This window comes from Mucilaginibacter sp. P2_A5 (assembly GCF_056404995.1).
Window position 1 is genome coordinate 55,723 of sequence record NZ_JBFUCY010000011.1, and the last position, 25,681, is coordinate 81,403.

Here is a 25,681-nt window from a genome sequence, read left to right on the forward strand (position 1 = left end):
TATAATTGCAAGGATGATACAGCGAGAAGCCCAAGCCGAAATAGTTACTTTAATGCAGGAATTTCCTGCTGTAGGCCTATTAGGACCGCGTCAGGTAGGAAAAACGACCCTGGCGGAAGAAATCGCTGCGACTTTTGGGCCAGAACCGATTTACCTTGATTTAGAAAATCCGGTAGACCAAGCAAAGCTAAGCGACCCCAACGATTATTTTGAGCGTCATAAAGGCAAGTTAATTATCCTTGATGAAATTCAGCGTATGCCTGAAATATTTAAGGTACTGCGTGGGGTTATTGACCGACGCCGCCGCGAGGGATTAAATTTTGGGCAATTCCTGATATTGGGGTCGGCATCGCTTGACCTGCTAAAACAATCATCTGAAACGCTTGCCGGACGAATAGCCTATAAGGAATTATCCGCGTTTAATGCATTGGAAATACAATCTACGGCAAAAGACCCGGATGAAAAACTTTGGTTAAGGGGCGGGTTTCCGAGCAGCTTTTTGGCCAAAACAGACGATGCAAGTTTCAGATGGCGTTTAAACTTCATAAGCACCTATTTAGAACGCGATGTGCCGCAATTAGGCGTTAGGATACCCGCAGTAACATTACGCCGCTTGTGGACAATGTTAGCGCATAACCAGAGCACTCAACTTAATACCGCTCAATTGGGGGCTAACCTTGATGTTGCTGCATCTACTGCCAAAAGATATATTGAACTGCTTGAAGACTTATTGCTAATCCGTTCGATCCGTCCCTGGTCTGGTAATTTAGGCAAACGGCTTGTTAAGGCGCCTAAAGTTTATATTCGTGATAGTGGCCTTGTTCACGCCTTGCTTAATCTCAAAATAACCGATGATGTTTTAGGGCATCCGGTAGTAGGTGCAAGCTGGGAAGCTTTTGTCATCGAAAACCTGATTTCTTGTTTACCAATCGGTGTAACACCATGGTTTTATCGTACATCTGCCGGGGCCGAAATTGACCTGGTTATTGAACAAAATAAAAAGAATATCTATGCCATCGAAATTAAGCGGTCACTGACACCCTCTGTATCAAAAGGCTTTTATTCAGGATGTGAAGATATCGGCGCTACACATAAATTTGTGGTTTATTCAGGCCAGGAAAAATATTCGATGGGTAAAGGTATAACCGCCATTTCGTTAACCGAATTGATGCAGGAATTGAAGAAAATAAATAGCTAAGAGGATTAGTAATCAGTTATCGGAGCGGTGTTTACTGAATCATGATGCTGAAAAAAATAATATGATATATTAGAGGTCTACTTGTACAGCCAGTTTTAATTTATAAGAGCAAGCTTAAAGTATCTGGATATGAACCCTCTTTACATGGTGGTTAAAAAGAGCGGCCCTGATTATTATCAGTGGGCTTCCTTAAAAAGGTTTGCAAATATAGCAGAAATTCGTTTTCTTTAGAAAAAATGTTAACATTTACTGCATAATCAGTTTTCAAGTATAAACCCCGATGTCCGAAAAAAAGAAATTTACTATTGAGTATGAGATAAAATCATCTCCAAGAATACTGTTCACTTTCCTGAATGAGCCTAACGGGTTAGCGCAATGGTTTGCCGATGATGTAAATGTTAGGGACCAGGTTTTTACTTTTACCTGGGACGATGAACCGCAAAAAGCAAAGCTTATTGCAGTGAAAGAAAATAAACTGGTCCGCTTTAAATGGCTTGAGGACGAGCCTCAATGCTACTTTGAAATGGAAATATTGCAGGACGAACTCACCAATGATGTAGCCCTTAGTATTACCGATTTTGCTACGGAAGATCAAATTGCAGAGCGGAAGCTGATATGGGATAACCAGATTGATTACCTCATAAGCGTACTGGGCGCGTAAGGCCAATTTAAATTTATCTAATTTTGTATTGCCAAACACTAATTTTGCGTTAATGAAAATTAACCTGCACAGTTACGCGGTTTTTATCCTGTAAATACAAATTGCCCCGATGAAAAAGATCCACCTTTTACTGCTTAAATCATTTATAAGGCCTTTTGTAAGCACCCTTTTCATCGTGATGTTTGTGTTGCTGATGTTGTTTTTGTTTAAATACATCGACGACTTGATAGGCAAAGGCTTTGCCTGGTATATTATCCTCGAACTGATGATGTATAACTCGGCAACCAACGTAGCGATGGCGCTTCCGCTATCGGTATTACTATCAACCATTATGACCTATGGCGCCCTTGGAGAAAATTATGAACTGGTAGCTATTAAAGCTGCCGGCATTTCCCTGCGCAGGGCAATGTATCCGATGATAATTATTGTATCAGTATTAAGTATCGGGGCTTTCTTCTTTTCAGATTATATGCTGCCAATAGCTAACCTGAAGTACTATTCCCTTTTGTATGATGCGCGAAAACAGAAATCGGCCGATTTACTGCCCGAAATGATTTTCAGTTCCAACTTTCCTGGTTACACTATTCGTGTAAGCAAAAAGGATCCCGATGGGCAGCGGTTATATGGCATCATTATATACAAGAAAAACGAAGAAAATAACAATACCGAGGTTACCATGGCCCGTGAAGGCACCATGTTTCGTACCATGGGTGACAAGTACCTGGTGTTAAAGCTAAAAGATGGCGTAAACTACAATGAGTCGAAAAGTGACGGCGCTAATTATGATTTACGGCAACGCTTTACCCGTTTCCGGTTTAAAGAAATGGAGCAAAAATTTCCGCTGGATGGCTTCAAGATTAGCCGCACCGACGAAAACGAGTTTAAGCAGGCATCGCAGATGATGAACTTAAGGCAGCTGAAGTTTTTTGTCGATTCGAGCCAAAAAGCGGTGGATGCTGCCGTATCGTTAAACTATAAGCTCATTACTCCCTACATCAAATATTTTAATTTACCGGCCAAATCAAAAGTGAAATTTATTCCTGCTGATAAAGATGTATTAAAAAGCATGAAAATAGCCGACCAACAGATGGCCTTGTCAAGCGCGGCATCGGAAGTGCGGTCGGTAAAAGACTTTTTGAAGAACCGCGCCGATAAGTATAATAACGACGCATCTACCATCCGCCGGTACAGCTCTGAAGTGCAGAAGAAATATACCTTATCTGCAGCCTGTATCGCCTTATTTTTAATAGGTGCGCCCCTGGGTGCTATTATCCGTAAAGGGGGGTTAGGGCTTCCGGTGGTAATTTCAGTAATATTTTTCCTCATCTACTATATCATATCAACCATAGGCGAAAAATCGGTAAAGGCAGGTAATGTTAATACCGTTTTCGGCATGTGGGTGGCTATTATCGTGCTAACGCCAATAGGGCTTTTCCTGTCATATAAGGCAGCCACCGATTCGGTAATATTTGATATGGAAGCCTATAAAAGGTATTTCAATAAACTCTTTAAACGCAAGGACGCGTGATAGCGGATATTGCCCCATAGATGATTTTACATAGTACCGACCAGAATCATTTTAATATAGTTTAAATTTGTTTAAACTTTAATACATCATGGCAGCCTTTTAGGCCCGCCGTACGTAATAACCATATAATGTTAAATACAATACAAGAAGCTATCGAAGATATACGGTCAGGTAAAATGATCATTGTGGTTGATGACGAGGACAGGGAAAATGAAGGTGATTTTTTGACTGCGGCCCGCAATGCAACCCCCGAAGCAATAAATTTTATGGTGCGCTATGGCCGCGGCCTTGTATGCGCGCCTATTACTGTAGATAGGGCCCGCGAACTTGACCTGGAGCCGATGGTGAGCCATAACACCACATCGCACGAAACCAATTTTACCGTTTCTGTTGACTTATTAGGGCATGGATGTACTACGGGTATATCGGCAACCGACCGCTCAAAAACTACGTTAGCGTTAATTGACCCGGCTACCAAACCAGAAGATTTGGGAAGACCAGGGCATATATTTCCGCTGATTGCTAAGGATGGGGGCGTTTTACGCCGATCGGGCCATACCGAAGCAGCTATTGATTTAGCTGTATTGGCTGGTTTTGAACCCGCCGGAGTAATATGCGAGATAATGAAAGAAGATGGCGACATGGCCCGCCTGCCCGACCTTTTGGTTATGGCAAAAGAATTTAACCTGAAAATTGTTTCGATAAAAGACCTGATAGCTTACCGCTTAAATGCCGAGACCCTGGTTAAAAAAGAGGTATCAGTGAAAATGCCTACCGAGTGGGGCGATTTTGAAATGATTGCTTACACCCAATTGGATACCGGCGAAAATCATCTTGCATTGGTAAAAGGCACCTGGGAGCCCGGTGAGCCCATTTTAACCCGGGTACACAGCTCATGTGTTACCGGTGATATTTTTGGCTCATGCCGCTGCGATTGCGGCCCACAACTGCATAAAGCAATGGAGATGATAAGCAGGGAAGGCAAAGGTGTTGTTGTTTACATGAACCAGGAGGGCCGTGGCATAGGGCTTATTAATAAGTTAAAGGCATATCATTTGCAGGAGAATGGGTACGATACCGTTGAAGCCAACGTTAAACTGGGCTTTAAAATGGATCAGCGCGATTATGGCGTTGGTGCGCAGATATTGCGCAGCCTGGGAATTTCAAAAATGAGGCTCATGACCAATAATCCTAAAAAACGTGCAGGCCTGATTGGGTACGGGCTGGAGGTTGTTGAAAATGTGCCTATCGAAATAGCATCAAACCCACATAACGAATTATATCTGCGCACCAAACGCGATAAAATGGACCACGCCATTATGCGCGATCATTAAGCCGTTCTTTTTAAGACAGCTTTTTGCCAACGATATTAAAGTTGGGGCTTACTATTTTCAAAAAGGATATTTTGCGAGTATGGCAAATGCATTAGTTAAATTATTGAGGCAATTCAGGAACATCCCGCAGGAAGATGAAAACCTGATATCATTGGCGGTACAACATCGGCACTATAAAGAAGGTGGTATTTTGTTTAAGGGTGGCAAAATATGCCGAGAACTATTTTTTATATGCAAGGGTGTGCTACGCATAATAGTGATAGACAATAACGGAAATCAGGTGACTCATTTCTTTTTAAAAGAAAACCAATTTTGCTCGATACTAAACAGCTTTAATAACCAAATTATAGCTTACGAGAGTATACTGGCTGCATGCGATGCCGAAGTGCTGGCGATAAGCCGCACAGCTTTGGACAAACTTTACCTGGATTTACCCTACTTACACGCGTTAATAAACCAGATAACCAACCAGGCCCTGATAGACAAGATAGCCATCCGAAACGCCTACCTTGGACAAGACTCGGCCAGGCGCTATAAAACATTTCTGGCCCGTCAGCCCGAAATCGCTGCACGTGTACCATTAAGCAGTATTGCATCATATTTAGAAGTTACTCCACAATCGCTTAGCCGTATCCGGAAAAATATTCGGTAGGTCATTCGTTTTTACCATTTGGTAAGTGTATAGCGCGCCTGCTTCCTGAAATTTGTATTAAAAATACAAATACAAATGGAAGAGTTATCAAAACAAGCAAACGCGTTATTGAATCAAAAAAAAGTAGTGATATTGGGCGGAAGCGCCGGTATAGGCCTGGCAACAGCAAAGGCTGCCGCTGCCAATGGGGCCGAAATTATTATTGTATCGAGCAATCAGCGTAAACTTAACGAAGCCTTAACGCAACTGCCAGCAAACGCTACAGCCATATCGGTTGACTTAACCCAGGAAGAGCAAATTAAAGAGCTGTTTACCACGATTGGAGCATTTGACCATCTTGTGTTTACCGCCGGCGAACCGTTGCAAATAAATACCATAGCGGATGTTACAATAACAAATGCGAAAACATTTTTCGACCTGCGGTATTGGGGTGCGTTTATGGCAGTAAAATATGCGGCGCCACACCTACGGAAAGACGGCTCGATTGTACTAAGTGGCGGGAGCGCCGCTATCCGCCCCGGAAAAGGCTGGGGATTAGGGGCAAGTATTTGTGCGGCGATGGAAGGGCTGACCAGGGCAATGGCCATTGAACTTGCGCCTATACGGGTAAATATAGTTGTACCGGGTTTAGTTAAAACAGACTTGTGGAGCAATATGGCCGAAGCTGAGCGTGAGGCAATGTTTAACCATTTTAGCGATACACTGCCGGTAAAATACATTGCCGGTGCCGATGATATAGCACAAAGCTATATTTACCTGTTAACCCAAAAGTACAGTACCGGACAACGTGTTGTTGTAGATGGCGGTTATGTATTAATATAGCCATTACAATTTTCGCCGTCCTTAAAGAGGCATCTCAGAAGTAACCTCGAGCTGGAAAGCAGATAACTTTTTGAGAAGCCTCTTTTTGACATTGGACGCTGCCGACTAAAGCAACCAAAAACATTTCATCGGCACATCAAAATCTTCCCCCGCATATCTACTGATCATCCTCATCCGGCCTGGTAACAATAGGATTTGGGTTTGTTACCGGTAGTGGCGTTATCGGTGCCTGGGCGCGCCTGCCACTTCTGAAAAGGTTGCGGATAAACTCGCGGAAAGTGTCAAAATCCCGTTGATATACCAAGCCTAAGCCGTTTACATACTGTGGGAGTAGCTGGTTGTTTAAATTGTTTAGCGTGGTACTATTTAAAATCCTGTATGAATACCTTGCTGTTAGGTTGCCGTCTTTCCTGATCCGGTACAGGGCTTCAAAATCCTTGTTAATGGCATTAAAGCTTTGGTTAAAAAGGGTAGTGTTATTGTTGTTAAACAAATCGTTTGAGGCTGTATTGGTAAATAAACTTCCGTTAAATGAAAGCCTGTCGTTAAAAAAGCGAAGCGAAGCGCTGGCCTCATTAAACGACCGGATGTTTAAATCAAAGTTTTTAATGTTTGATTGCGCTATCAGGTTATTCAGCTTATTAAAAGCGAATTCGGTAACGGCATCACCGGCTGTACTTATTACCTGGTTAGTTAAACTGTTGTTACTGCCCGACGAAAACTGCCTGCGTACAATAATACTTAACGCCTGCTGGCTGCGGTTGTTATTATCTGACAGGTAAGTAGCCACATCATCCTTTACAGATGGGTCAGTGGGGAAGTTAAAATCGAAATCGATAACAGGTAATAATAGCGATTTGGTCAGTATCAGCTCGGCTTGTACCAATACCTGCTTATTGCCCTGCGGCGATTGCAGGCCTGCAGCAGTATACAATGGCGAGCGGTCTGTACGTACTTCATATAACGCCTTAAGGTTTATTTCGGCCTTTGCAGGGTTACCTGTCCACCGGATGGTGCCACCCTGGCTTACCGTAAAGTTTTTGCTGATAAAGTTTTTAGCCGTAAACTCAAATTTACCGGTAGTTATTAAAAAGTCGCCATACATTTCAAAATCGCCCAGGCTATTGATGTTCAGCTTCAGGTTATTGGCCACGCCGCTGCCTTCCAGCAAACCATAATCGGTGGCTATCCTTACAACGGTTTTTTCGTCGGCGGTTAAATCGAAATTAAGGGTTACGCCGTTAAATGCACGCTCTTTTGCCACAACCTTTGCTGTATCGCTATGGCTCACGAATTTTATAAAATCATACTCACTTGCTGTTGACGAGGTGTTAAGCGGGATATTGAAGATTGTCCCCGCTTCGGTATGCGCTTTAATATCAATTTTCATGTTATCAACAGGCCCCTTGAAGCTGAAATTCCCGGTTCCGTATGCCGTGCCGTAATACAGGTGGTTATTTTTAAATGTGGTGTTTAGTGCCAACAGGTTTTTTGCTACAAGGTCAACCTCTATATCCGGGTTCGATGGGTTGTTCAAATCTACAGTGCCATTAGCGGTACCTGTGCCGCCTTTTTTATCTTTAAGCACCATGTTATCTATCTTGATAACACTGTTAGTTACGTTTACCTTGCTATTAACCGTATAGGCTGTTTTTAAATAGTTAACGGTTACCCCGGTATTAACCAAAGTCACATCGCCGTTTAATTTGGGTTTCGACGGGCTCCCCGAGAGCTTTAAATTGGTAGAAATATTTCCTTTAACGTCTGATACCAGGTCTTTAATAAATGGCTCAAAAATAATGGCTTCGGTTTGGTTCATTTTTACATCAAAGTCCAGGTTATCTTCTGTATCTTTTCCAAAAGCATATATTCCTGCCAGGTTCATGGTTTCAAGGCCACGGTTAACGATGTTTAGTTTCACATCGGCCTGCTTACGATCGTTATCCAGTACAGATACCAGTTTTACATTGCCAATAAGCGTTTTGTTCATGGTAAGCGAATCGATGGTAAGTTTGGCATCAACGCCGGGGTCTTTGGTAATGGCGGTCATGTTTACATCGCCATTAAGGTAGCCCTTTAAAAATATGCCCGATGTTTTGGTAAGCTGGTTAAGCGTTCGCATATTAAATTTCTCAAACGAGAGTTTTAAAACATCAGCAGGGCTATCAGATATAAAGCCGTTTATTTTTACCTTTTGCGTTCCGTTTGATAACTCAAACCCCGATACCTGGGTTTTGCCATTAAGCAGCCGGATGCGTACCAGGTCTTGTATCTTCCATTTTTCATGCTCCAGGATTACGTCTGATGGTAATAGTTTCAATTTGGCGGTAGTGTCTTTACCAAATTCAACCAGGCCATAAAGATCCAGTTGGTTCACCGCGTTTTTATCGGATAGCTTAACGTTAAAGTTTAAACTATCGTTTTTAAGAAAGTTAGTTATGTTAATGTCCTTTATAAAAAGGCTGTCGGTTAGATCAACCCTTTTTAGCGAAACGTTAAGCCCCAGTAAATTGTCGGATGTGCTTTCATCAATAATAAAATCATGAAAAACTATCTTTCCGTATTTAAACGTTTTTACATAGCCCGATAACGTAGCTGTTTTGTTATTGGAATCAAAATGGCCGGTAAAATTCCCCTGCTCAGGTATTTTTAATTTAGGTAAAAAAATAGATGTGAGCGGATCGAGTTTTTTTATGACGAGGTTAAAATCAAACTCCTCTGGTTTGGGGGGTACAATAGTAGTTTGTAACGACGGGATATATTTTTTGACAATGGTTTTAAAGTACGATGGTAAGGTAGCGAGGTCAAAGCTTCCTTTAATGTTTGCATCGGCAAAGTCTGATTGAAGCGCTATTTCCCTGGCATTGCCGCTGCCGTTGGCTGATAGGTAAAGCGAATCGGCCAGGTAATTATTGCGAGGGTCGACAATCTTTATCGGCGACAGCAAAATATTGCCCTGTAAATTTTTAAGATCATTACCCATGAATGTAGTTTTTAGCTGTGTACTAAGGGTAATGGTGTCTTTTATCAGTTTTAAGGCGTTTAATTTAGCATCCTTAATGGTGGCTGTTAAATCAAAAGCAGGCAGCTGGCCGTTTAAGTTTACCTTGCCTTTTAGGTCGAGTTTTAGGTTTTTGTCGTTAATGGTAATATGCCCATCTGCCAGTTTTCTAATAAACGATCCGTTGATGGAAAGGTTGTTATAGGTGTAATTATTAAAATCGATGTATTTAATTTTAGCATCGCCTTTCTCGCTCAGCGTTTTCAGGTTGTTGCCGCTGCCTTTTATGTTTGATGTAAATGTGGTGCGGCCCAGGCTGCTTTCATCAAGCAAGGTGCCCAGGTCAAAGTTAAAGGCGTCCAGTTTTCCGCTGTAGCTGGGGTTTCCTTTTTTGTCGATCTTTAAATTAATGTCCGAATCAAAACGGCCAAGCTTTGTTTTAAAAATACCGTAAGCCACAAAATCATTTTGCAAACCGCTAAACCTGCCTGTGAAATTGATGTTGCCAAACTTGTTTATAATATCAGGCACCTTTAGGTTGGGCTGGCCCGAGAAATGGCTGATAAGATAATCAATGTCTTTTTTGTTGGATGCTATCTGGTCAAACCTAAGTTCCAGGAAAGTGTTATCCCAATCGGGCAAACCTCTTAAGTTAAAATCGCCTTTTATAAAGGTAGCCTGGCCGCCGGTTATGGTAACTCCTTTTGATTTTATGTTACCAACCGTACCGTGGGCACGTCCATCTAAACCAAGGTCGAAGCTTACCTTTTCGAGCCCGCTGGTAAAGTAGGCAATATCGGCCGATGATACCCGCGACGATTTAAAATCGCCATCCATATAAACCTTGGTGTTAAACTCCTCAAAATCGCTAAACGATTTGAATTTCATCCTGAAATAATCTTTTAAATCAGAATGCCCGGTTTTTAAATGAAGATTTTGCGCCAGCACCTGGTTGGTATCGATAGTAACGTTTGATGTTAAATTTTTGACATAAAACCCACTTTTTTCTTCCAGCGTAAGCTTTTGAACATTGCCTTTAAACAAGTGGTTTTTAATATCCATGTTTAAAACCACGGTACTGAAGTGCTTTACATCAATATCGTCAAAATTAACCTGGGCCATCGCGGTATCAACCAGTTGATTTTTGTATCGGAAGTGGAAGTTGTTAATGGTAATCTTATCAAAATTAATCGTCCATGGCTTACTGGTAGTTTTTGCGGTATCGCCCGAATTAAAATAATTGATGATAAAATCGAGGTTGGTAGTACTATCCTTTTGCTTTTTAAGGTAAAAAGAACCGTTATCAAGCTCAATGGCCGAAAAGGTAATAAGCCGTTGTTTGATGCTGTTGAAAATGGAGAAGCCATTTACATCAACCGCCAGTTTGGGTGTGTTTAGCAGCGTATCCTTCTTTTTATCCAATATATACAAACCTTCGATGACTACTGTACTGAATGGCCTTATATAAAGGCTTTTTATACTCACGGTAGTTTGCAATTCGTCCGACAAATATCTGGTCGCCTTTTTAGCGGCCCATGTTTGCACGGGTTTATATTGAAAAGCTAATAAAAGTATGCTTAGTGTCAATAATATCAACAACACCAGCCCGAATACTATTTTGAGTGCTTTTTTAATAACTTTGCCTTTTATTTAGTGATTTAGTGAATTATTGAATTAGTGATTTAAAACTCATCAATTACAATTAAAGCATTGATTAGTTTGATGATCTTTCATTGAAATCAGAAAATTCAGCTAAACAGGAATTCACTAACTCACTAATTCATTAATTCAATAATTAAAAAAGTGCCTGTAATATTAGGAATTGAATCTTCTTGCGATGACACATCTGCCTCTGTTTGCGTTGATGGGGTTATCCTGAGCAATGTTATTGCTAACCAAAGCATTCACGAGGCATATGGTGGTGTTGTCCCCGAGCTTGCCTCAAGGGTACACCAGCAAAATATTGTTCCTGCCGTTCAACAAGCACTATTGAACGCAAAAGTAAACAAAAATGATATTGATGCGGTAGCTTTTACCCGCGGGCCGGGGCTTTTAGGCTCATTATTAGTTGGAGTATCGTTCGCCAAGGCGTTTGCGCTTGCTCAAAACGTGCCATTGGTCGAAATTAATCACATGCAGGCCCATATCCTTGCTCATTTTATTGGTGATCATAAGCCCGTGTTTCCATTTTTATGCCTTACGGTATCGGGTGGTCACACGCAGATAGTTTTGGTAAAAGACTATTTTGAAATGGAAATTATAGGCCAAACGCTGGATGATGCTGCCGGCGAGGCTATGGATAAAACCAGTAAGATATTAGGTTTACCCTATCCCGGCGGGCCATTAATAGATAAGTATGCACGGCAGGGTAACCCGGATGCTTACAGGTTCCCGGAGCCGCAGATCCCGGGCTTTGATTTTAGTTTTAGCGGGCTAAAAACGTCGATATTGTATTTTATTCGCGATAACGTGGCTAAGAACCCCGATTTTGTCAGCGAAAACATGGCCGATATTTGTGCTTCGGTTGAGAAACGGATAGCAACCATATTGCTTAATAAATTTGAAAAGGCCGCAAAACAGTACGGCATTAAACAATTGGCTTTGGCGGGCGGTGTATCGGCCAATACGGGTTTAAGACTGGGGCTGCAGGCGCTTTGCGAAAAAAACGGTTGGGAAAGCTTTATTCCGGCTATGCAATATTGTACAGATAACGCCGCCATGATTGCAATTGCCGGCTACTATAAATATTTAAAAGGCGAATTTGCCGGGCAGGAAATTGCACCTATGGCAAGGATGATATTTTAATTAGTGAATGGGCGAGTTAGTGAATTAGTGATTTGAAAAAGAATGATTCATCATTAACTTTGCAAATCACTTACTCATTCAATAAATCAGAAATTAAATTCAATCACTAATTCACTAATTCAATAATTCACTAACTGAATGAACATTCCATCATTAATATTCTGGGCAGTTTTTGTGCTGCCGCTGATTGCATTTTTAGTATGGCTGATGCGCCAGGATAAAAAGAAAGGCGTTACCGGTCTTATTGTATTGGCTATTACCGTTATTGGCGGTATTATTTACATGTACGTAAAAACGGGTGGTAAATAGTTGGGTGAGTGGTTGATTAAGTTTTTGTCTGAACCGGGATTTATCAGATTTTTGGTTTTTTTTACTCTAAAATCCTGAAATCCGGAGAATCTGCTTAATCCGGGTTCAGATAACTCGCGTTGGATGGAAAAGAATATCTGCATGAACTCAGCACCAACACACCTCGGCTCCAATTCTAATTAGGAAACGCCCTGTATATTCATATTGAAATGTTGTTAAGCGGTCGGCACCGTTAATCCTTTATAAAACGTTTGAGCATACCCCGCAATGGTTGCGGCCTGGTCAAGGCCGTTAATTATTTTGCGTGCGTTTATCCAGTCGGTTAAGTCGGTTGTAAAATATTTGCCAAGGCCCTTGCCTGTAAATAGCCCGCCAACCATCCCTTTAACCATGATGTTTGCGGCTATAGTTGGATCTAAGGCCAGTTCGGGATTTCCGAGCAGCTCAACATGTAATAAATGGCCCATACTCTCATAATTTTCGTACCAGGTTAGTTGTACGTAGCCCCTGCCATAATATAATTTATCGGGCGTGGTATAGGGTACCCGGTGACCAGGACCAGCCCCCATTTTTAATTTTTTACCATAGTCGTGGCCAGCGCCCTTGCCAAATTCAGCTATTGGCTGCATTTTTTTAGCGCATTCGTGAAACACGGTAGCCAGCATGTATGCTGTTTTGCGGTTATCGGTTATGCCAGCTGCTGCAATAACGGCTAAAATAGTTTCGACGCCATCAATCTGGCTTTGAGAGAAATGTCCGCCAAACAATGGGCGGATGGTGTCGTAAAATGTTTTACTTCCTGGCATAATAGTATAAGTTTAGGTATATTAATGATTGAGCCAACGTTTACCCGGATATAAAAATTGCGCAGTTTATTTGGTAAGATGTTGGATGTTAGTCAAATATAACGATTCAGGAGCAAAGTGGCAAATCTTTTTACGGATTTTAAAGTGGTGCGACCAGGAATATCCGGAGAAAAAAAACGGCTATGCTGTTATAAAGCGTAGCCGTTTTTTTGAAATTTGGATTATCTATCGTACAGCCCTGAATATCTTATTGGAACCAGTGTTGGTATACGCGCTGATGTAATAATAAGATGGAGTAATTACGATGCCTCCTAAAGTATATCCCGTTGGTATAGTGTATTTTGTAAATGTATTACCGTTATTAAAGGATAGATTAAGGTAGGCTGTTCCGTAGGCTACAATATCTCCGGCTGTTTTTATTACTCTGCATGCTTCGCTGCCTATGTCTTCCCATGAATCGCCTTGGTTTACAGAGCGATATAAGCGGGTGTTGCCAAGGCTTTGTCCCAGACCTTTATAAGCAAAGGAACAAAATACATAGTATGACGATGTTGTTAAGAAATCGCGCTCGCCCAGGTTATAATTGTAAATACCTGTTACGCCGCTGGTTTTTTGCCAGGTGCGGCCCTGATCTGTCGACTGGTAAAAAATTTTCTCTTCTTTCGAAGTAAAGTTCTTACTGGTATCAACAGCAAACATGTACTTTTCATTTGAAAAACTACTGATGTAATTGAGCGTGCCCAGACCGGAAATATCCGCGCTTGACCAGGTTGAGCCGCCATTCGACGATTTATAAACCTTTTTACCTGCTATTAAAGTAATTTTATCCTGGTTAACAGTAATGCCCGTAAAACTCCTGTTGGGCGATGTAGCATCCGGAACTAATTTTACCCAGTTAGTGCCATTTGTAGATTTTGCAATGCCAAGGCTTGTAGTAACGTAGTAGTTGTTGTTATCGGCTTTGATAATGTTGATAGATGGTTTTTGCCCCTGGCCAAATGGTAAAATGTTATAAACGTTAGTATATGATTTGCCGTCTGCACTAAAATACAGGTAACCCTGTTGCGGCCCTCCGGTGACCATGATGCTGCTCCCTGTGCTTACCATTTGGTTGCTTTTTTGCAAATTGATTGATGAGAAAACCTCTGCCCAGTCCAGCGAAGTTTTTGGCGGGTTCACTGTGAAAATTAATGCTTCATTGGCACTGTTCCCATCAACACTTAAAATTATCTTTCCGGTAGTAGCGCTGGCCGGGACTTTAACAGTAAGCTTAGTTGCAGTAGCCGTTAGTACCGACGCACGAACTCCATTAAAGAAAACAATATTTGTGGCTGGAGTAGTACTAAAGTTGGTGCCGGTAAAGGTGATAACATCGCCCGGGTTGCCCTGCGCAGGCGATATACTTTGCAGAACGGGTTTGTTAGTATAAGTAAACACCGGGCCTGTAATGGTTGTGCGGGCATGATTAACATTTACAGTTATTGCACCTGTTGACCCGCCTGCTGGTACCCGTACTGTTAATTTTGTACTGGTAGCGGTTAACATTATGCCGATGCCTGTTTTAAAAAATACCACATTTTCTGCTAATACTGTACTGAAGTTTGTACCGGTAATAGTTACAGTATCGTTTGTTTTTCCGCTCGCCGGGCTAATTCCGGTTATTGTTGCCGGTAATAAGTACGTGAATACAGGCCCGGTTACAGAAGTGCCGTTCTTTATGCTGACTATAATGCTTCCCGTACTTGCCGCAGAGGGCGCGATAACAACCAGTTGGGTAGCTGTTGCCGAGCTTACAACTGCCTTAGTGCCATTAAAACTAACTTCGTTATCGGTTTTTACTGCACTAAAATTTGTACCGGTAATTCTAACTGTATCTAAAGCAAACCCTTTTTGCGGACTAATACTTTCGATAGTCGGTTTATTACTTACAGGTGTTGGGTCAACTATATCTTTTTTGGGTTTAACATTGGCCTGGAAATTAGTAAGATCGAATGAGCCCGATGAGTTAAACGAACGGCCCTTGGCGTCGATAAACTTAATATCCCACTTAACCGTTGCTGTACCATTACTTTTTATAATAACAGTGATTGTGCCCGATACCGCGTAGTAAGTGTTGCCATCTTTGATATACTGCACATAGGTTTGGACAGGCGGGGTGGTTACTACCGCATTAATCTTTAAGTGAGGATTACCCGGATTGAAAGATGTTCCGGCTTTTTTGCTTAACTCAATGGTGCCGTCTTTAAAATTGTTTATAAAAAATACAATCTTATTTCCTGTTGTATTTAATCGGCCTGTAGCTTTCAATGCTTTTACGTCATCTCCATCCGTACTATAATAAGTTGATGTAATAGCCGCGGCATCCAGGTTATAATCGGTGCTGTCTATTTTTGCCGTAAGCGAGGGTTTGGTAATTGGCGAAGGATCCGATGAATCGTTTTTGCCTTTCGAGCATGAATAACCTACAATTAGCAATAATACTAATGCAGTTGATTTAGATAGATTTTTTAACGACATGTTTATTATGATGATAAGGAATAGACTTATTGTTGCATTTTTTAATTTAAACGTAAAATAACCGGATAAGGTTAACCATAATATCGTTAATAGTAATAACGGTGTGATGCAACCGGCGTGCGGACGATCAAACCGACGTTAAAGCTGGCAGCTTTTTGTAACCGTGGTTTTAGGATTGGGTTACGCCTTAGCAAATAAAACTTAAGAGTAAATAAGAAAGGCCTCATCATTATGAAGCCTTTCTTATTTTACATAGGTAACGGTTACTTTCCAAACCGCTCTTTTAAATAATGCCCGGTATGTGATTTTTTTTCTTTGATGAGGGTTTCGGGCACACCTTCAAATACTACTTTCCCGCCCCGGTCGCCGCCTTCGGGGCCAATGTCAATTACCCAGTCGGCGCATTTAATAACGTCCATGTTATGCTCAATAACAATAATTGTATTGCCATGTTCCAGCAAGGCATCAAATGATTTTAGCAGCTTTTTTATGTCGGCAAAATGAAGCCCGGTAGTTGGCTCATCAAAAATAAACAAGGTTTTGTGTGTATTGTTACCTTTCACCAGGAACGATGCAAGCTTTATCCGCTGCGCTTCGCCGCCCGATAGGGTGTTTGATGACTGGCCCAGTTGCACATAACCTAACCCCACATCAACTAATGGCTTTATTTTGGATATGATCTTTGGCTCCTTGGCAAAAAACTGCAAAGCTTCGTCAATGGTCATATGCAGTACTTCGGCTACGTTCTTTTCGTTGTAGGTAATATCCAGGATATGCTGTTTAAAACGGTTGCCGCCGCAGGTTTCGCAGGTAAGGAAAATATCGGCCATAAACTGCATCTCAATCTTCACTTCACCCTCGCCCTGGCAAACATCGCAGCGACCGCCCTCTACGTTAAACGAGAATGCGGATGGTTTTAAGCCCGCCGCTTTAGCTGCCGGTTGCGCCGCATACAGGTTACGGATCTCGTCCCAGGCTTTTACATAAGTAACCGGGTTTGAGCGTGATGAACGGCCGATAGGGTTTTGATCAACCATTTCTACCTGTTCTATCTTAGCATAATCGCCATCAATGCTATCATATGATCCGGTTTGCTCGCCCGAGTAATTGCCCAGCGTTTTTTGCAGGGCGGGGGCCAGTATGCGTTTTACCAAACTGGTTTTACCAGATCCGGATACGCCGGTAACCACCGTAAGTACGCCCAGCGGAAACTTAGCGTTTACGTGCTGCAGGTTATTTTCGCGGCCACCCTTTATCTCAATAAAATCGTGCCATTTACGGCGGGTGGCTGGTATAGCTATCTCGTCTTTACCGCTAAGGTAACGGCCGGTTAAGCTGTTATCGTCTTTTATAATCTCGTCATAAGTGCCGGTAAAAATCAATTCGCCGCCATGGGTGCCGGCTTCGGGGCCAATATCAATAATATGGTCGGCCGCCTTCATAATCTCTTCCTCGTGCTCAACTACCAAAACGGTGTTGCCCACATCACGCAGGGATTTTAATACGCCAATTAAGCGTTGGGTATCTCGCGGGTGTAGCCCAATGCTTGGCTCATCCAACACATAAATCGATCCCACTAAGCTGCTGCCCAACGAGGTAGCCAGGTTAATTCGTTGCGATTCGCCACCCGATAGCGTATTTGATAACCGATTTAGCGTTAAGTAGCTTAAGCCAACATCATTCAGGAAAACCAAACGATTGGTTATTTCCATTAATAAACGTTTGCCAATTTTGGCATCGGTTTCGTTCAGTTCCAGGCCCTGGAAAAACTCCAGCGCTTTATCCAGCGGCATCAAAACCACATCGGTAATGGAGCGCTCATTGATTTTTACATACGATGCATCCTGGCGTAAACGGCTGCCCTTACACTCGGGGCAGGTGGTTTTGCCCCTGTATCGCGATAGCAAAACACGGTACTGAATTTTATAGGTTTGCTCCTCCATCTCCTTGAAAAACTCATCAAGGCCACGGAAAAACTTATTGCCGGTCCACAATAACTTTTGTTCCTTAGCGGTAAGTTGGTTATACTGGCGATGGATAGGGAAATCAAATTTCAGGGCATGCCTAACCAGGTTGTCATTCCACTCACGCATCTTTTCGCCGCGCCATGGGGCAATAGCGCCTTCGTATATCGATTTGCTTTTATCGGGAATAACCAAATCCTCATCAATGCCAATTACCTTACCGTAACCTTCGCATTTTTTGCAGGCGCCGTAAGGGTTATTAAAACTGAAAAAGTTTGGTGTAGGTTCTTCAAATTTAATGCCGTCGAGTTCAAAACGGTCACAAAAAAAGCGCTCAGTTTCGTTAGCTTCCTCCTCGTCATTTAAAGTCCTCCCTTCCGGGGAGGATTTAGGAGGGGCTTGCTCCTTGTAACGTACATAACAATCACCTTTACCTTCAAAAAATGCTGTCTGAACAGAATCGCCTAAGCGACTTACTGTTTCATCTTCTTCGTTTTTGCTGACACGGTCGACAACAATACGTATAGCCGAGTAGGACGTAAGGGATGACTGATGCGTAGTAAGGTTTACGGTTTCGGTATCGCTTTCAGCCTTCAGTTTTTTGCCTTTCGCCTTTACGCTTTCGCCTTTCACCTCTTCCACCAGCCATGAGCCGTCGTCAACAATGCTGGCGTCTTCTAAAAGTGCCTCAATTTTTGATAGCTTGCCCTGGTACTCCACGCGTACAAAACCTTTTTGCATCAGTACGGCCAGCTCTTCTTTCAGGCTGCGGTTATTGTGCGGGTATAAGGGTGCCAATATGGTTACCTGGCTTTCATCGGGCAGGCTAAGTACAAAGTTCACCACATCGGTAACCGAATCTTTTTTTACAGGCAGGCCTGATATGGGCGAAATGGTTTTACCGATGCGCGAGAAAAGTAATTTGAGGTAATCATAAATCTCGGTAGATGTACCCACTGTTGATCGCGGGTTTGATGTGATTACTTTTTGCTCAATAGCTATTGCGGGGGCTATGCCTTTTATATAATCAACATCGGGCTTGTTCATGCGGCCCAGGAACTGACGGGCGTATGATGAAAGACTTTCTACATAGCGGCGCTGGCCCTCGGCATATAACGTATCAAAAGCAAGCGACGATTTGCCCGAACCAGACATGCCCGTTACAACAACCAGCTTATTTTTGGGGATAGCTACATCCATATTTTTAAGGTTGTGTACACGCGCCCCTTTTATAATAATATGTTTTGATGGATCTTTTTCTGCTTCTTTGCTCATGCGTTGAATTAGTTCATGGTTCATAGTTCATGGATCATAGCTGTTAGGAAGCTAAATAGGTTGATGGCAAAATTTATACCATGAACCATGATCTATCAACTATGAACTTTTTGCGAGTGCAAAAATCCTAAAATATTTAGCATAATCCAAATCGCTTTCACTTTGTTTAGATGATTATTGCAATTAAATACCCGAGTTTACAGTTTGTTGACTTTTAAATATTTAGGACGGATTTTTTGGGTTAATGATGAGTGAAATTAATTTAGCGCAAACACACGAAGGGGTTAACTTTTTAAGCCTTGGATTTAACCGATACGTGCATATTGGTATAATAATGCTTTTAAAAGTTGGTATCATTTTGTAATTTTACAATATAAGCTAACATAATGACTACGCTGACTGTAAGTATTGAGGATAAAAAAACCGAGAAAGCCATCAAAGCCGTATTGGACGCTTTTGGCCTGGATTATAATGTTGCAAAAGATAATGCTAAGCGCCCGTTAACAAAATCGGAACAGGTGATGTATAACCGTTTGAAACGATCTGTAAAGGAAATAAATCTTTATAAGGAAGGGAAAATTGAACTTCAGGATGCAAGAGAATTTTTAAATGAGCTATAGAGTTATCATAGCTTCTGCATTTGGTAAAGAAGCCAGGAGAATTGCTAAAAAACATCCGGGCATAAAATCAGATATAGGTAAACTCATTACTGATTTGGAAATAAATCCTATTATTGGGACAAATCTGGGGCAGAATTTTTATAAGATCAGGAGATGGCTATCACCGGAACCGGCAAAGGAAAGTCAGGTGGAGTCAGGGTGATAACATACGCAATATTAGATAATGAAACGGTTATTTTGGCAGAGATTTATCTTAAAAGCGAATATGATACGTCTGATATCAACGTGTTGTTGAAAAGTTTAAAGGATGATGGTTTGGTATAACATACATCCAATCTTCCCGAATTGTTGACTGTCATTGGTCGCCCTTAACACTGGCAACATTTAATATTTAACATTTTTTAACATATCGCTGGGCAATAAGTTGATGCCTTTTGATAAATTTACAATACAAAACATTTGTAACGATTTCAATACAATTAACAGCATCATATTTTTTTATCAATTCAATTTTAAGAATTTATTTTGGCGGTCGTTAAACCTTTGGCAACATAAATTAGTCTAATAAGCTATGCTGCCAAATAATAAATTGTTTTGCGGGTTGTAAACCCGATGTATTATTAAAAAAGCCCTGCAGAAAAAAATATAATTTGTTTTTTAATGTAGAATTTAMTTTATTTGAAGTAACAATTTGTTTACCCTAACGAGCACGCTATAGAATATACTTTACTTTTTAAGAGTTTAACTAAAAATTAAGTTTAAAGTAGTACTTTCTATGGATTTTCAATTGAAGAGTGATCAGGATCTAATCCATCTATACATTGCCGGTGATGAAGCGGGGCTTGTAGAATTGATCAGGCGTTACCAATCAAAAATATACACCTCTGTTTATTTGCTTGTAAAAGATGAATACCTTGCCGAGGATATTTTTCAGGATACTTTTATAAAAGTAATAAATACCCTTAAAGCCGGGAAGTACAACGAAGAAGGTAAATTTTTGCCCTGGGTAACCCGTATTGCGCATAATTTGGTTATCGACCATTTTCGCCGCGAGAAACGTGCACCAATGGTGAGCAATGGCGACGACTTTGATATTTTTGAAGTGCTGGGTAATTACGATGAAAGTACTGAAGATAAGATGGTTAGGGAGCAAACTTATAAAGACCTTAAAGGCTTAATACAGCTTTTGCCATCGGAGCAAAAAGAAGTTTTGATTATGCGTCACTTTGGCGATATGAGCTTTAAAGAGATTGCCGACATTACCGATGTAAGCATTAACACCGCCCTTGGCCGCATGCGGTATGCCCTTAATAACCTGCGAAAAATGATGCAGGGCAGGGAGCTTAGCCTAAAGAATTAGGCCATTTAGATATTAAGTAGTTAAGTTATTTTAATAATTTTAATATTGAATCCGGTTATTGATTAATTATCAATTAACCGGATTTTTCGTGTAAATAACTTTATTAATCAGGCAGCCAATTAATTAATGAGCAATGCTAAATTAATTAATAAAAAATATTTCATTTAATTTTCATCTAACAAAATATTATCTTTATGCCACCGTTATAAATCATATAAAAATTACAGTAATAAAGCTTATGGATGAAACTTTTACAAAAACGTTAAATGCTAATGCTAACCAAGCTGAGATGAACGAGAATGTACATTTAAACCTGGATGCAGACGAGATGATTTTTTACAATTCAATTCGTGCCGATTTGGATCTTTTGGCCAAAAAGCCCAAAGTTCAAACCATCCACCAGATATTGGACTACTCCAAGAGTCTGCGCTAAGCATTGCAACACTTACTGGTTCATAGATCATAATTGTTGATTAAGGTTACCCGATGCGAATCGAAAAAACCAAAAATCCGATAAATGATTTATGAACCTTTCTATTTTAGTTCATTTGTTCACTGGTTCATTAGTTCATTGGTGGATAGTTCAATAATTTTATAGCAGGTGTTTTTAGTGGTTTTGCCATTTGCGATTTATTGAGCATAATTGCAGTGTGCTGATTGCGCCTTATTATAAACGGATTAACGAACAGGCTAATAAAGCGTGCAGCTACCAATGAACTAATGAACAAGGCAAAGCCGATAATGAACTAATGAACCATGTTAAAAGCCGATCGCTACAAACACTTTGTTGAATATTTTTCGAAAAACCAACCCAATCCTGTTACCGAATTGCATTATGATAACCCGTTCCAGTTATTGGTGGCGGTGATCCTGTCTGCACAATGCACCGATAAACGTATTAACCAGGTAACGCCGGCCCTGTTTGAACGTTTCCCTACGCCCGAGGCATTGGCGGCATCAACACCCGATGAGGTTTTTACTTATATCCGTAGTGTAAGCTATCCTAACAATAAGGCAAAGCACCTGGTGGGTATGGCCAGAATACTGGTAGATGTATTTAACAGCGAGGTGCCATCTGGGATAGATAACCTGCAGAAAATGCCGGGCGTTGGCCGTAAAACTGCCAATGTTATTGCATCTGTAGTATTTGAAGAGCCGGCAATGGCGGTAGATACACACGTTTTTAGAGTAGCCAACCGCATAGGTTTAACTAATAACGCCACTACGCCGCTGGCTGTAGAGAAGCAACTGATACAGCACATTCCCAAAGAGCATATAGCCGTAGCCCACCACTGGCTGATACTGCATGGCCGGTACATTTGCGTGGCCCGCAGCCCCAAATGCGATATTTGCCCGCTCACCTGGTTCTGCAGGTATTATGAGCGCAACAATACAGAAACCGCTTTATTAAAAGCCGAGGCCGCAAAGATTAAAAAAGCCAAAGAAGCCAAAAAGAAAAAGGCTTTGAATACAATAAGCAAAGAGTTGAAGAAAAGGAGTGTGGAGAAGAGTTAAATGGTGAGTGGTTGATTGAGTTGATTAAGTGAGTAGTTGGCTAAGTTAATTGGTGAGTAGTTAGTTTGTATATTTGATGCTATTCCGGCAGCTAAAACTTAATCAACCTAATCCAACTTAATCAACTACTCACTAAACAAAAAATATTTACTAAAAAAATTAGTATTTCTAAATAATACATTTATATTTGCTAAAGATAATTTGAAGATGGCTAACATAGATAAAAATAACGCAGACAAATTAAAGGCTTTACAGCTTACGTTGGATAAGCTCGAAAAATCATACGGAAAAGGTACCATCATGAAGTTGGGCGATTCTGTTATTGAGCCTACAGAGGTAATATCAACCGGCTCTTTGGGGCTCGACATCGCCCTGGGTGTTGGCGGCTTGCCTAAAGGCAGAGTTATTGAAATATACGGGCCGGAATCATCTGGTAAAACCACTTTGGCTATCCACGCCATTGCCGAATCGCAAAAGAAAGGTGGCATAGCCGCGTTTATTGATGCTGAGCACGCGTTTGACCGTTTCTACGCCAAAAAACTGGGTGTAGATGTGGAGAACCTGTTAATCTCGCAGCCGGATAACGGCGAGCAGGCATTGGAAATAGCCGATAACCTGATCCGTTCAGGCGCTATTGATATCCTGGTTATTGACTCCGTAGCCGCGTTGGTACCAAAAGCCGAAATCGAGGGCGAGATGGGCGACTCAAAAATGGGTTTACATGCACGTTTAATGTCGCAGGCCTTGCGTAAATTAACCGGTACCATCAGCAAAACAGGATGCTGCTGTATTTTTATCAACCAGCTGCGCGATAAAATTGGCGTAATGTTTGGTAACCCCGAAACTACCACAGGTGGTAATGCTTTGAAATTTTATGCATCGGTACGGTTGGATGTACGCCGTATATCACAAATTAAGGATACCGATGAGGTTTCAGGTAACCGTGTAAAAGTTAAGATTGTTAAAAATAAAGTTGCACCTCCGTTCCGTATTGCCGAGTTTGATATCATGTTTGGTGAAGGTATTTCTAAAGCCGGCGAAATCATCGACCTGGGGGTTGAATACAACATCATCAAAAAAGCAGGCTCGTGGTTTAGCTATGGCGATACCCGCCTGGGCCAGGGCCGCGATGCCGTTAAGCAATTGATACTGGATAACCCCGAGCTGATGGAAGAACTGGAAGTTAAAATTAAAGAAACCGTAACTGGTGAACATTTAGCCGAAGCCTAACACGATTTTAGGATTTAGCAGGATTGACAGAATTTTTTTGATGTCCTGTTCGATTTTGAAAGTTTATAGATATTTGAAAGCCTCTCAATTTGGGAGGCTTTTTGTTTGTGTTAGCTTGGTGTAAGTTTAGTCCCCGGAGGGGTAAGTTGGGGTGTTGAGGAGGTGTTGAAAGGTACCGGAAGGTGTGCGAAGAGGATTTGCAACGTGATAAAAATAAAGCGCTGTTGAGGTGATTAAATGAGCGAATGCAGACAAAATTGCCAAACCGTAATTTATCCATTTAAGAAAATCAATAATTCAGTAATTCAATAAATCACTAATTAAGAACCTTCATCCCTGCGTAATAAATCGGCCGGGTACTGAATCACTAATTCAATAATCATTACATTAGCTTGTGATGAATAAACTGGTCTTACTGCTGTTTTTAGGATTGATGGTCCAGCTTTCGGCTTGCTCTTCAAAATCTGCAGATTCGCATAAAACGGTTTTTAATATTAACCTGGAGGAAGGCCTCACCTCGCTTGATCCTGCCTTTTGCCGCAACCGTTATACCATCTGGATGGATAACCAGGTTTTTAACGGATTGGTGCAGGTTAATGACAGTTTAAAAGTTACGCCATGCATTGCCAAAAACTGGGAAATATCTGCTGATGGCTTGCTGTATACATTTCACCTGCGCAATGATGTTTATTTTCATGACGACCGGCTTTTTGAAAACGGCGTAGGCCGCAGGGCTGTGGCATCTGATTTTGTTTACAGTTTTGGCCGATTGATAGACCCTAAAGTAGCTTCATCAGGCTCCTGGATTTTTAGCGACAAAGTAAAGGATTGCGGCGCCTTTACCGCCCCCAACGATAGTACTTTCCTCATCAGGCTGAAGCAACCCTTTGCGCCTTTTTTGAGCATGCTTACAGCGCAATATTGCTCGGTTGTACCTAAAGAGGTTGTGGAGTTTTATGGTAAAGATTTCAGAAGTCATCCTATTGGCACCGGCCCCTTCAGGTTTAAGTATTGGAAGGAAGGAGAGGTGTTGGTGCTGCTTAAAAACGATAAGTACTGGGAAACCGATAAAAATGGCAGGCATCTGCCGTACCTTGATGCGGTAAGGGCTACATTTATTGCCGATAAACAAACATCATTTTTGGAGTTTGTAAAAAAGAAGCTTGATTTTTTGAATGATATAGATGGCAGCTATCGCGATGATATCCTCACCAAATCGGGTACGGTTACACAAAAGTATAAAGGCAAATTCATTTTAAATACGGCGCCCTACCTGAACACCATGTACCTCGGTATTTTGGTCGACAGTAATTTGGCCATCGTCAAAAAATCGCCCCTGAAAATATTAAAAGTAAGGCAGGCCATAAACTACGCTATCGACCGGCAAAAAATGATCAAATACCTGCGAAATAGCATGGGAACTCCAGGTTATGCAGGCTTCATTCCACAGGGTATGCCGGGTTTTGATGGTAAATGTGTTAAGGGCTATACTTATGATCCGGAGAAAGCCCGCAGATTATTGGCGGAGGCCGGTTTCCCTGATGGCAAGGGCTTGCCCGAAATTTCATTGGCTACCACGGTAGGCTATCGCAGCCTCATTGAATATGTGCAAGGTCAGCTGGATAGGATAGGCATTAAAACCAGCGTAGAAATTACCCAGGGCGCGAGCCTGCGGGAACTGGTGTCGAAAAATGGCATCAACTTTTTTTACGGCCAATGGATTGCCGATTATCCGGACGGCGAAAATTACTTGTCGGTTTTCTATTCAAAAAATAAGATCCCGTTTGGACCCAACTATACCGGCTTCAACAATAAAAAGTTTGATGCATTGTTTGAGCAAACCTACCAGGTAAAAAATGATTCGGCCCGTTACGCGTTATATCAGCAAATGGATAACCTGGTAATGGAACAATCGCCGGTGGTGGTTTTGTATTATGATAAGTTAGTAAACCTTTATCAGAATAACATATCTGGTTTTAGTTTAAACGGGCAGAATTTGTTAGTATTGAAAAGGGTTGTGAAAGCCCCCTAACCCTCTAAAGGAGGGATTTTTATTTCTGTTTTTATTAATAGTAGATATAAAT

General features: G+C 41.5%; 19 protein-coding genes. 15 read left to right on the top strand and 4 right to left on the bottom strand.

Annotated features, from left to right (window positions below):
* The first annotated feature begins 13 nt into the window (after positions 1-13).
* From AC1DXF_RS11245 to AC1DXF_RS11270, 6 genes are all read left to right on the top strand, one after another.
* Positions 14-1,198, top strand: a complete 1,185-nt coding sequence (locus tag AC1DXF_RS11245; RefSeq protein ID WP_477448568.1) for an ATP-binding protein — start codon at positions 14-16, stop codon at positions 1,196-1,198.
* Between the two features lie 280 nt (positions 1,199-1,478).
* Entirely contained in the window at positions 1,479-1,859 is a 381-nt protein-coding gene (locus AC1DXF_RS11250) for an START-like domain-containing protein (protein ID WP_477448570.1), read from the top strand.
* A 109-nt stretch (positions 1,860-1,968) separates the two neighbouring features.
* A complete protein-coding gene (locus AC1DXF_RS11255; RefSeq protein WP_477448572.1) occupies positions 1,969-3,387 on the top strand; it encodes an LptF/LptG family permease in 1,419 nt (472 codons plus the stop codon).
* Between the two features lie 128 nt (positions 3,388-3,515).
* A complete protein-coding gene (locus AC1DXF_RS11260) occupies positions 3,516-4,721 on the top strand; it encodes a bifunctional 3,4-dihydroxy-2-butanone-4-phosphate synthase/GTP cyclohydrolase II (RefSeq protein ID WP_477448574.1) in 1,206 nt (401 codons plus the stop codon).
* A gap of 79 nt (positions 4,722-4,800) precedes the next feature.
* The gene (locus AC1DXF_RS11265; RefSeq protein WP_477448576.1) at positions 4,801-5,373 is read left to right on the top strand and encodes a Crp/Fnr family transcriptional regulator; all 573 of its coding nucleotides are present in this window, start codon (positions 4,801-4,803) and stop codon (positions 5,371-5,373) included.
* A gap of 75 nt (positions 5,374-5,448) precedes the next feature.
* Positions 5,449-6,195, top strand: coding sequence for an SDR family oxidoreductase (locus AC1DXF_RS11270; protein WP_477448578.1), 747 nt, complete (start codon positions 5,449-5,451; stop codon positions 6,193-6,195).
* Positions 6,196-6,352: 157 nt separating this feature from the next.
* On the opposite strand, the gene AC1DXF_RS11275 is transcribed toward AC1DXF_RS11270, so the two are convergent.
* A complete protein-coding gene (locus AC1DXF_RS11275; protein ID WP_477448580.1) occupies positions 6,353-10,741 on the bottom strand; it encodes a translocation/assembly module TamB domain-containing protein in 4,389 nt (1,462 codons plus the stop codon).
* A 258-nt stretch (positions 10,742-10,999) separates the two neighbouring features.
* Here AC1DXF_RS11275 and tsaD point away from each other — a divergent pair, with 258 nt between their 5' ends.
* Both tsaD and AC1DXF_RS11285 read left to right on the top strand, forming a co-directional pair.
* A complete protein-coding gene (gene tsaD / locus AC1DXF_RS11280) occupies positions 11,000-12,001 on the top strand; it encodes a tRNA (adenosine(37)-N6)-threonylcarbamoyltransferase complex transferase subunit TsaD (RefSeq protein ID WP_477448582.1) in 1,002 nt (333 codons plus the stop codon).
* Positions 12,002-12,139: 138 nt separating this feature from the next.
* Positions 12,140-12,310, top strand: a complete 171-nt coding sequence (locus tag AC1DXF_RS11285) for a hypothetical protein (RefSeq protein WP_477448584.1) — start codon at positions 12,140-12,142, stop codon at positions 12,308-12,310.
* Between the two features lie 215 nt (positions 12,311-12,525).
* Here AC1DXF_RS11285 and AC1DXF_RS11290 read toward each other — a convergent pair whose 3' ends face one another.
* From AC1DXF_RS11290 to uvrA, 3 genes are all read right to left on the bottom strand, one after another.
* Positions 12,526-13,116, bottom strand: a complete 591-nt coding sequence (locus AC1DXF_RS11290; protein ID WP_477448586.1) for a glycoside hydrolase family 19 protein — start codon at positions 13,114-13,116, stop codon at positions 12,526-12,528.
* Positions 13,117-13,341: 225 nt separating this feature from the next.
* On the bottom strand, positions 13,342-15,633 hold the full coding sequence (locus tag AC1DXF_RS11295) for an IPT/TIG domain-containing protein (RefSeq protein WP_477448588.1): 2,292 nt from the start codon (positions 15,631-15,633) through the stop codon (positions 13,342-13,344).
* Positions 15,634-15,896: 263 nt separating this feature from the next.
* Complete coding sequence (uvrA, locus tag AC1DXF_RS11300) at positions 15,897-18,872, bottom strand: excinuclease ABC subunit UvrA (RefSeq protein ID WP_477448590.1); 2,976 nt, start codon at positions 18,870-18,872, stop codon at positions 15,897-15,899.
* Positions 18,873-19,258: 386 nt separating this feature from the next.
* On the opposite strand from uvrA, the gene AC1DXF_RS11305 reads away from it, so the two are divergent.
* From AC1DXF_RS11305 to AC1DXF_RS11335, 7 genes are all read left to right on the top strand, one after another.
* On the top strand, positions 19,259-19,492 hold the full coding sequence (locus tag AC1DXF_RS11305) for a hypothetical protein (protein WP_477448592.1): 234 nt from the start codon (positions 19,259-19,261) through the stop codon (positions 19,490-19,492).
* A 153-nt stretch (positions 19,493-19,645) separates the two neighbouring features.
* Positions 19,646-19,816, top strand: coding sequence for a hypothetical protein (locus AC1DXF_RS11310; RefSeq protein WP_477448594.1), 171 nt, complete (start codon positions 19,646-19,648; stop codon positions 19,814-19,816).
* Positions 19,817-20,267: 451 nt separating this feature from the next.
* The gene (locus AC1DXF_RS11315; protein ID WP_147055814.1) at positions 20,268-20,852 is read left to right on the top strand and encodes an RNA polymerase sigma factor; all 585 of its coding nucleotides are present in this window, start codon (positions 20,268-20,270) and stop codon (positions 20,850-20,852) included.
* A gap of 238 nt (positions 20,853-21,090) precedes the next feature.
* Positions 21,091-21,285, top strand: coding sequence for a hypothetical protein (locus tag AC1DXF_RS11320; protein ID WP_477448596.1), 195 nt, complete (start codon positions 21,091-21,093; stop codon positions 21,283-21,285).
* Between the two features lie 323 nt (positions 21,286-21,608).
* Positions 21,609-22,367 (top strand): endonuclease III, encoded by a 759-nt coding sequence (gene nth, locus AC1DXF_RS11325; RefSeq protein WP_477448597.1) that lies wholly within the window; start codon positions 21,609-21,611, stop codon positions 22,365-22,367.
* A gap of 207 nt (positions 22,368-22,574) precedes the next feature.
* Positions 22,575-23,597, top strand: coding sequence for a recombinase RecA (recA, locus tag AC1DXF_RS11330; protein WP_477448599.1), 1,023 nt, complete (start codon positions 22,575-22,577; stop codon positions 23,595-23,597).
* A 397-nt stretch (positions 23,598-23,994) separates the two neighbouring features.
* Positions 23,995-25,629: an ABC transporter substrate-binding protein gene (locus AC1DXF_RS11335; protein WP_477448601.1), complete on the top strand. Its 1,635-nt coding sequence runs from the start codon at positions 23,995-23,997 to the stop codon at positions 25,627-25,629.
* Positions 25,630-25,681 lie beyond the last annotated feature (52 nt).

Coding starts and splice junctions, on each gene's coding strand:
- AC1DXF_RS11245 (WP_477448568.1), top strand. CDS start 14: ATGATACAGCGAGAAGCCCAAGCCGAAATAGTTACTTTAATGCAGGAA.
- AC1DXF_RS11250 (WP_477448570.1), top strand. CDS start 1,479: ATGTCCGAAAAAAAGAAATTTACTATTGAGTATGAGATAAAATCATCT.
- AC1DXF_RS11255 (WP_477448572.1), top strand. CDS start 1,969: ATGAAAAAGATCCACCTTTTACTGCTTAAATCATTTATAAGGCCTTTT.
- AC1DXF_RS11260 (WP_477448574.1), top strand. CDS start 3,516: ATGTTAAATACAATACAAGAAGCTATCGAAGATATACGGTCAGGTAAA.
- AC1DXF_RS11265 (WP_477448576.1), top strand. CDS start 4,801: ATGGCAAATGCATTAGTTAAATTATTGAGGCAATTCAGGAACATCCCG.
- AC1DXF_RS11270 (WP_477448578.1), top strand. CDS start 5,449: ATGGAAGAGTTATCAAAACAAGCAAACGCGTTATTGAATCAAAAAAAA.
- AC1DXF_RS11285 (WP_477448584.1), top strand. CDS start 12,140: ATGAACATTCCATCATTAATATTCTGGGCAGTTTTTGTGCTGCCGCTG.
- AC1DXF_RS11290 (WP_477448586.1), bottom strand. CDS start 13,116: ATGCCAGGAAGTAAAACATTTTACGACACCATCCGCCCATTGTTTGGC.
- AC1DXF_RS11295 (WP_477448588.1), bottom strand. CDS start 15,633: ATGTCGTTAAAAAATCTATCTAAATCAACTGCATTAGTATTATTGCTA.
- uvrA (WP_477448590.1), bottom strand. CDS start 18,872: ATGAGCAAAGAAGCAGAAAAAGATCCATCAAAACATATTATTATAAAA.
- AC1DXF_RS11305 (WP_477448592.1), top strand. CDS start 19,259: ATGACTACGCTGACTGTAAGTATTGAGGATAAAAAAACCGAGAAAGCC.
- AC1DXF_RS11310 (WP_477448594.1), top strand. CDS start 19,646: ATGGCTATCACCGGAACCGGCAAAGGAAAGTCAGGTGGAGTCAGGGTG.
- AC1DXF_RS11315 (WP_147055814.1), top strand. CDS start 20,268: ATGGATTTTCAATTGAAGAGTGATCAGGATCTAATCCATCTATACATT.
- AC1DXF_RS11320 (WP_477448596.1), top strand. CDS start 21,091: ATGGATGAAACTTTTACAAAAACGTTAAATGCTAATGCTAACCAAGCT.
- nth (WP_477448597.1), top strand. CDS start 21,609: ATGTTAAAAGCCGATCGCTACAAACACTTTGTTGAATATTTTTCGAAA.
- recA (WP_477448599.1), top strand. CDS start 22,575: ATGGCTAACATAGATAAAAATAACGCAGACAAATTAAAGGCTTTACAG.
- AC1DXF_RS11335 (WP_477448601.1), top strand. CDS start 23,995: ATGAATAAACTGGTCTTACTGCTGTTTTTAGGATTGATGGTCCAGCTT.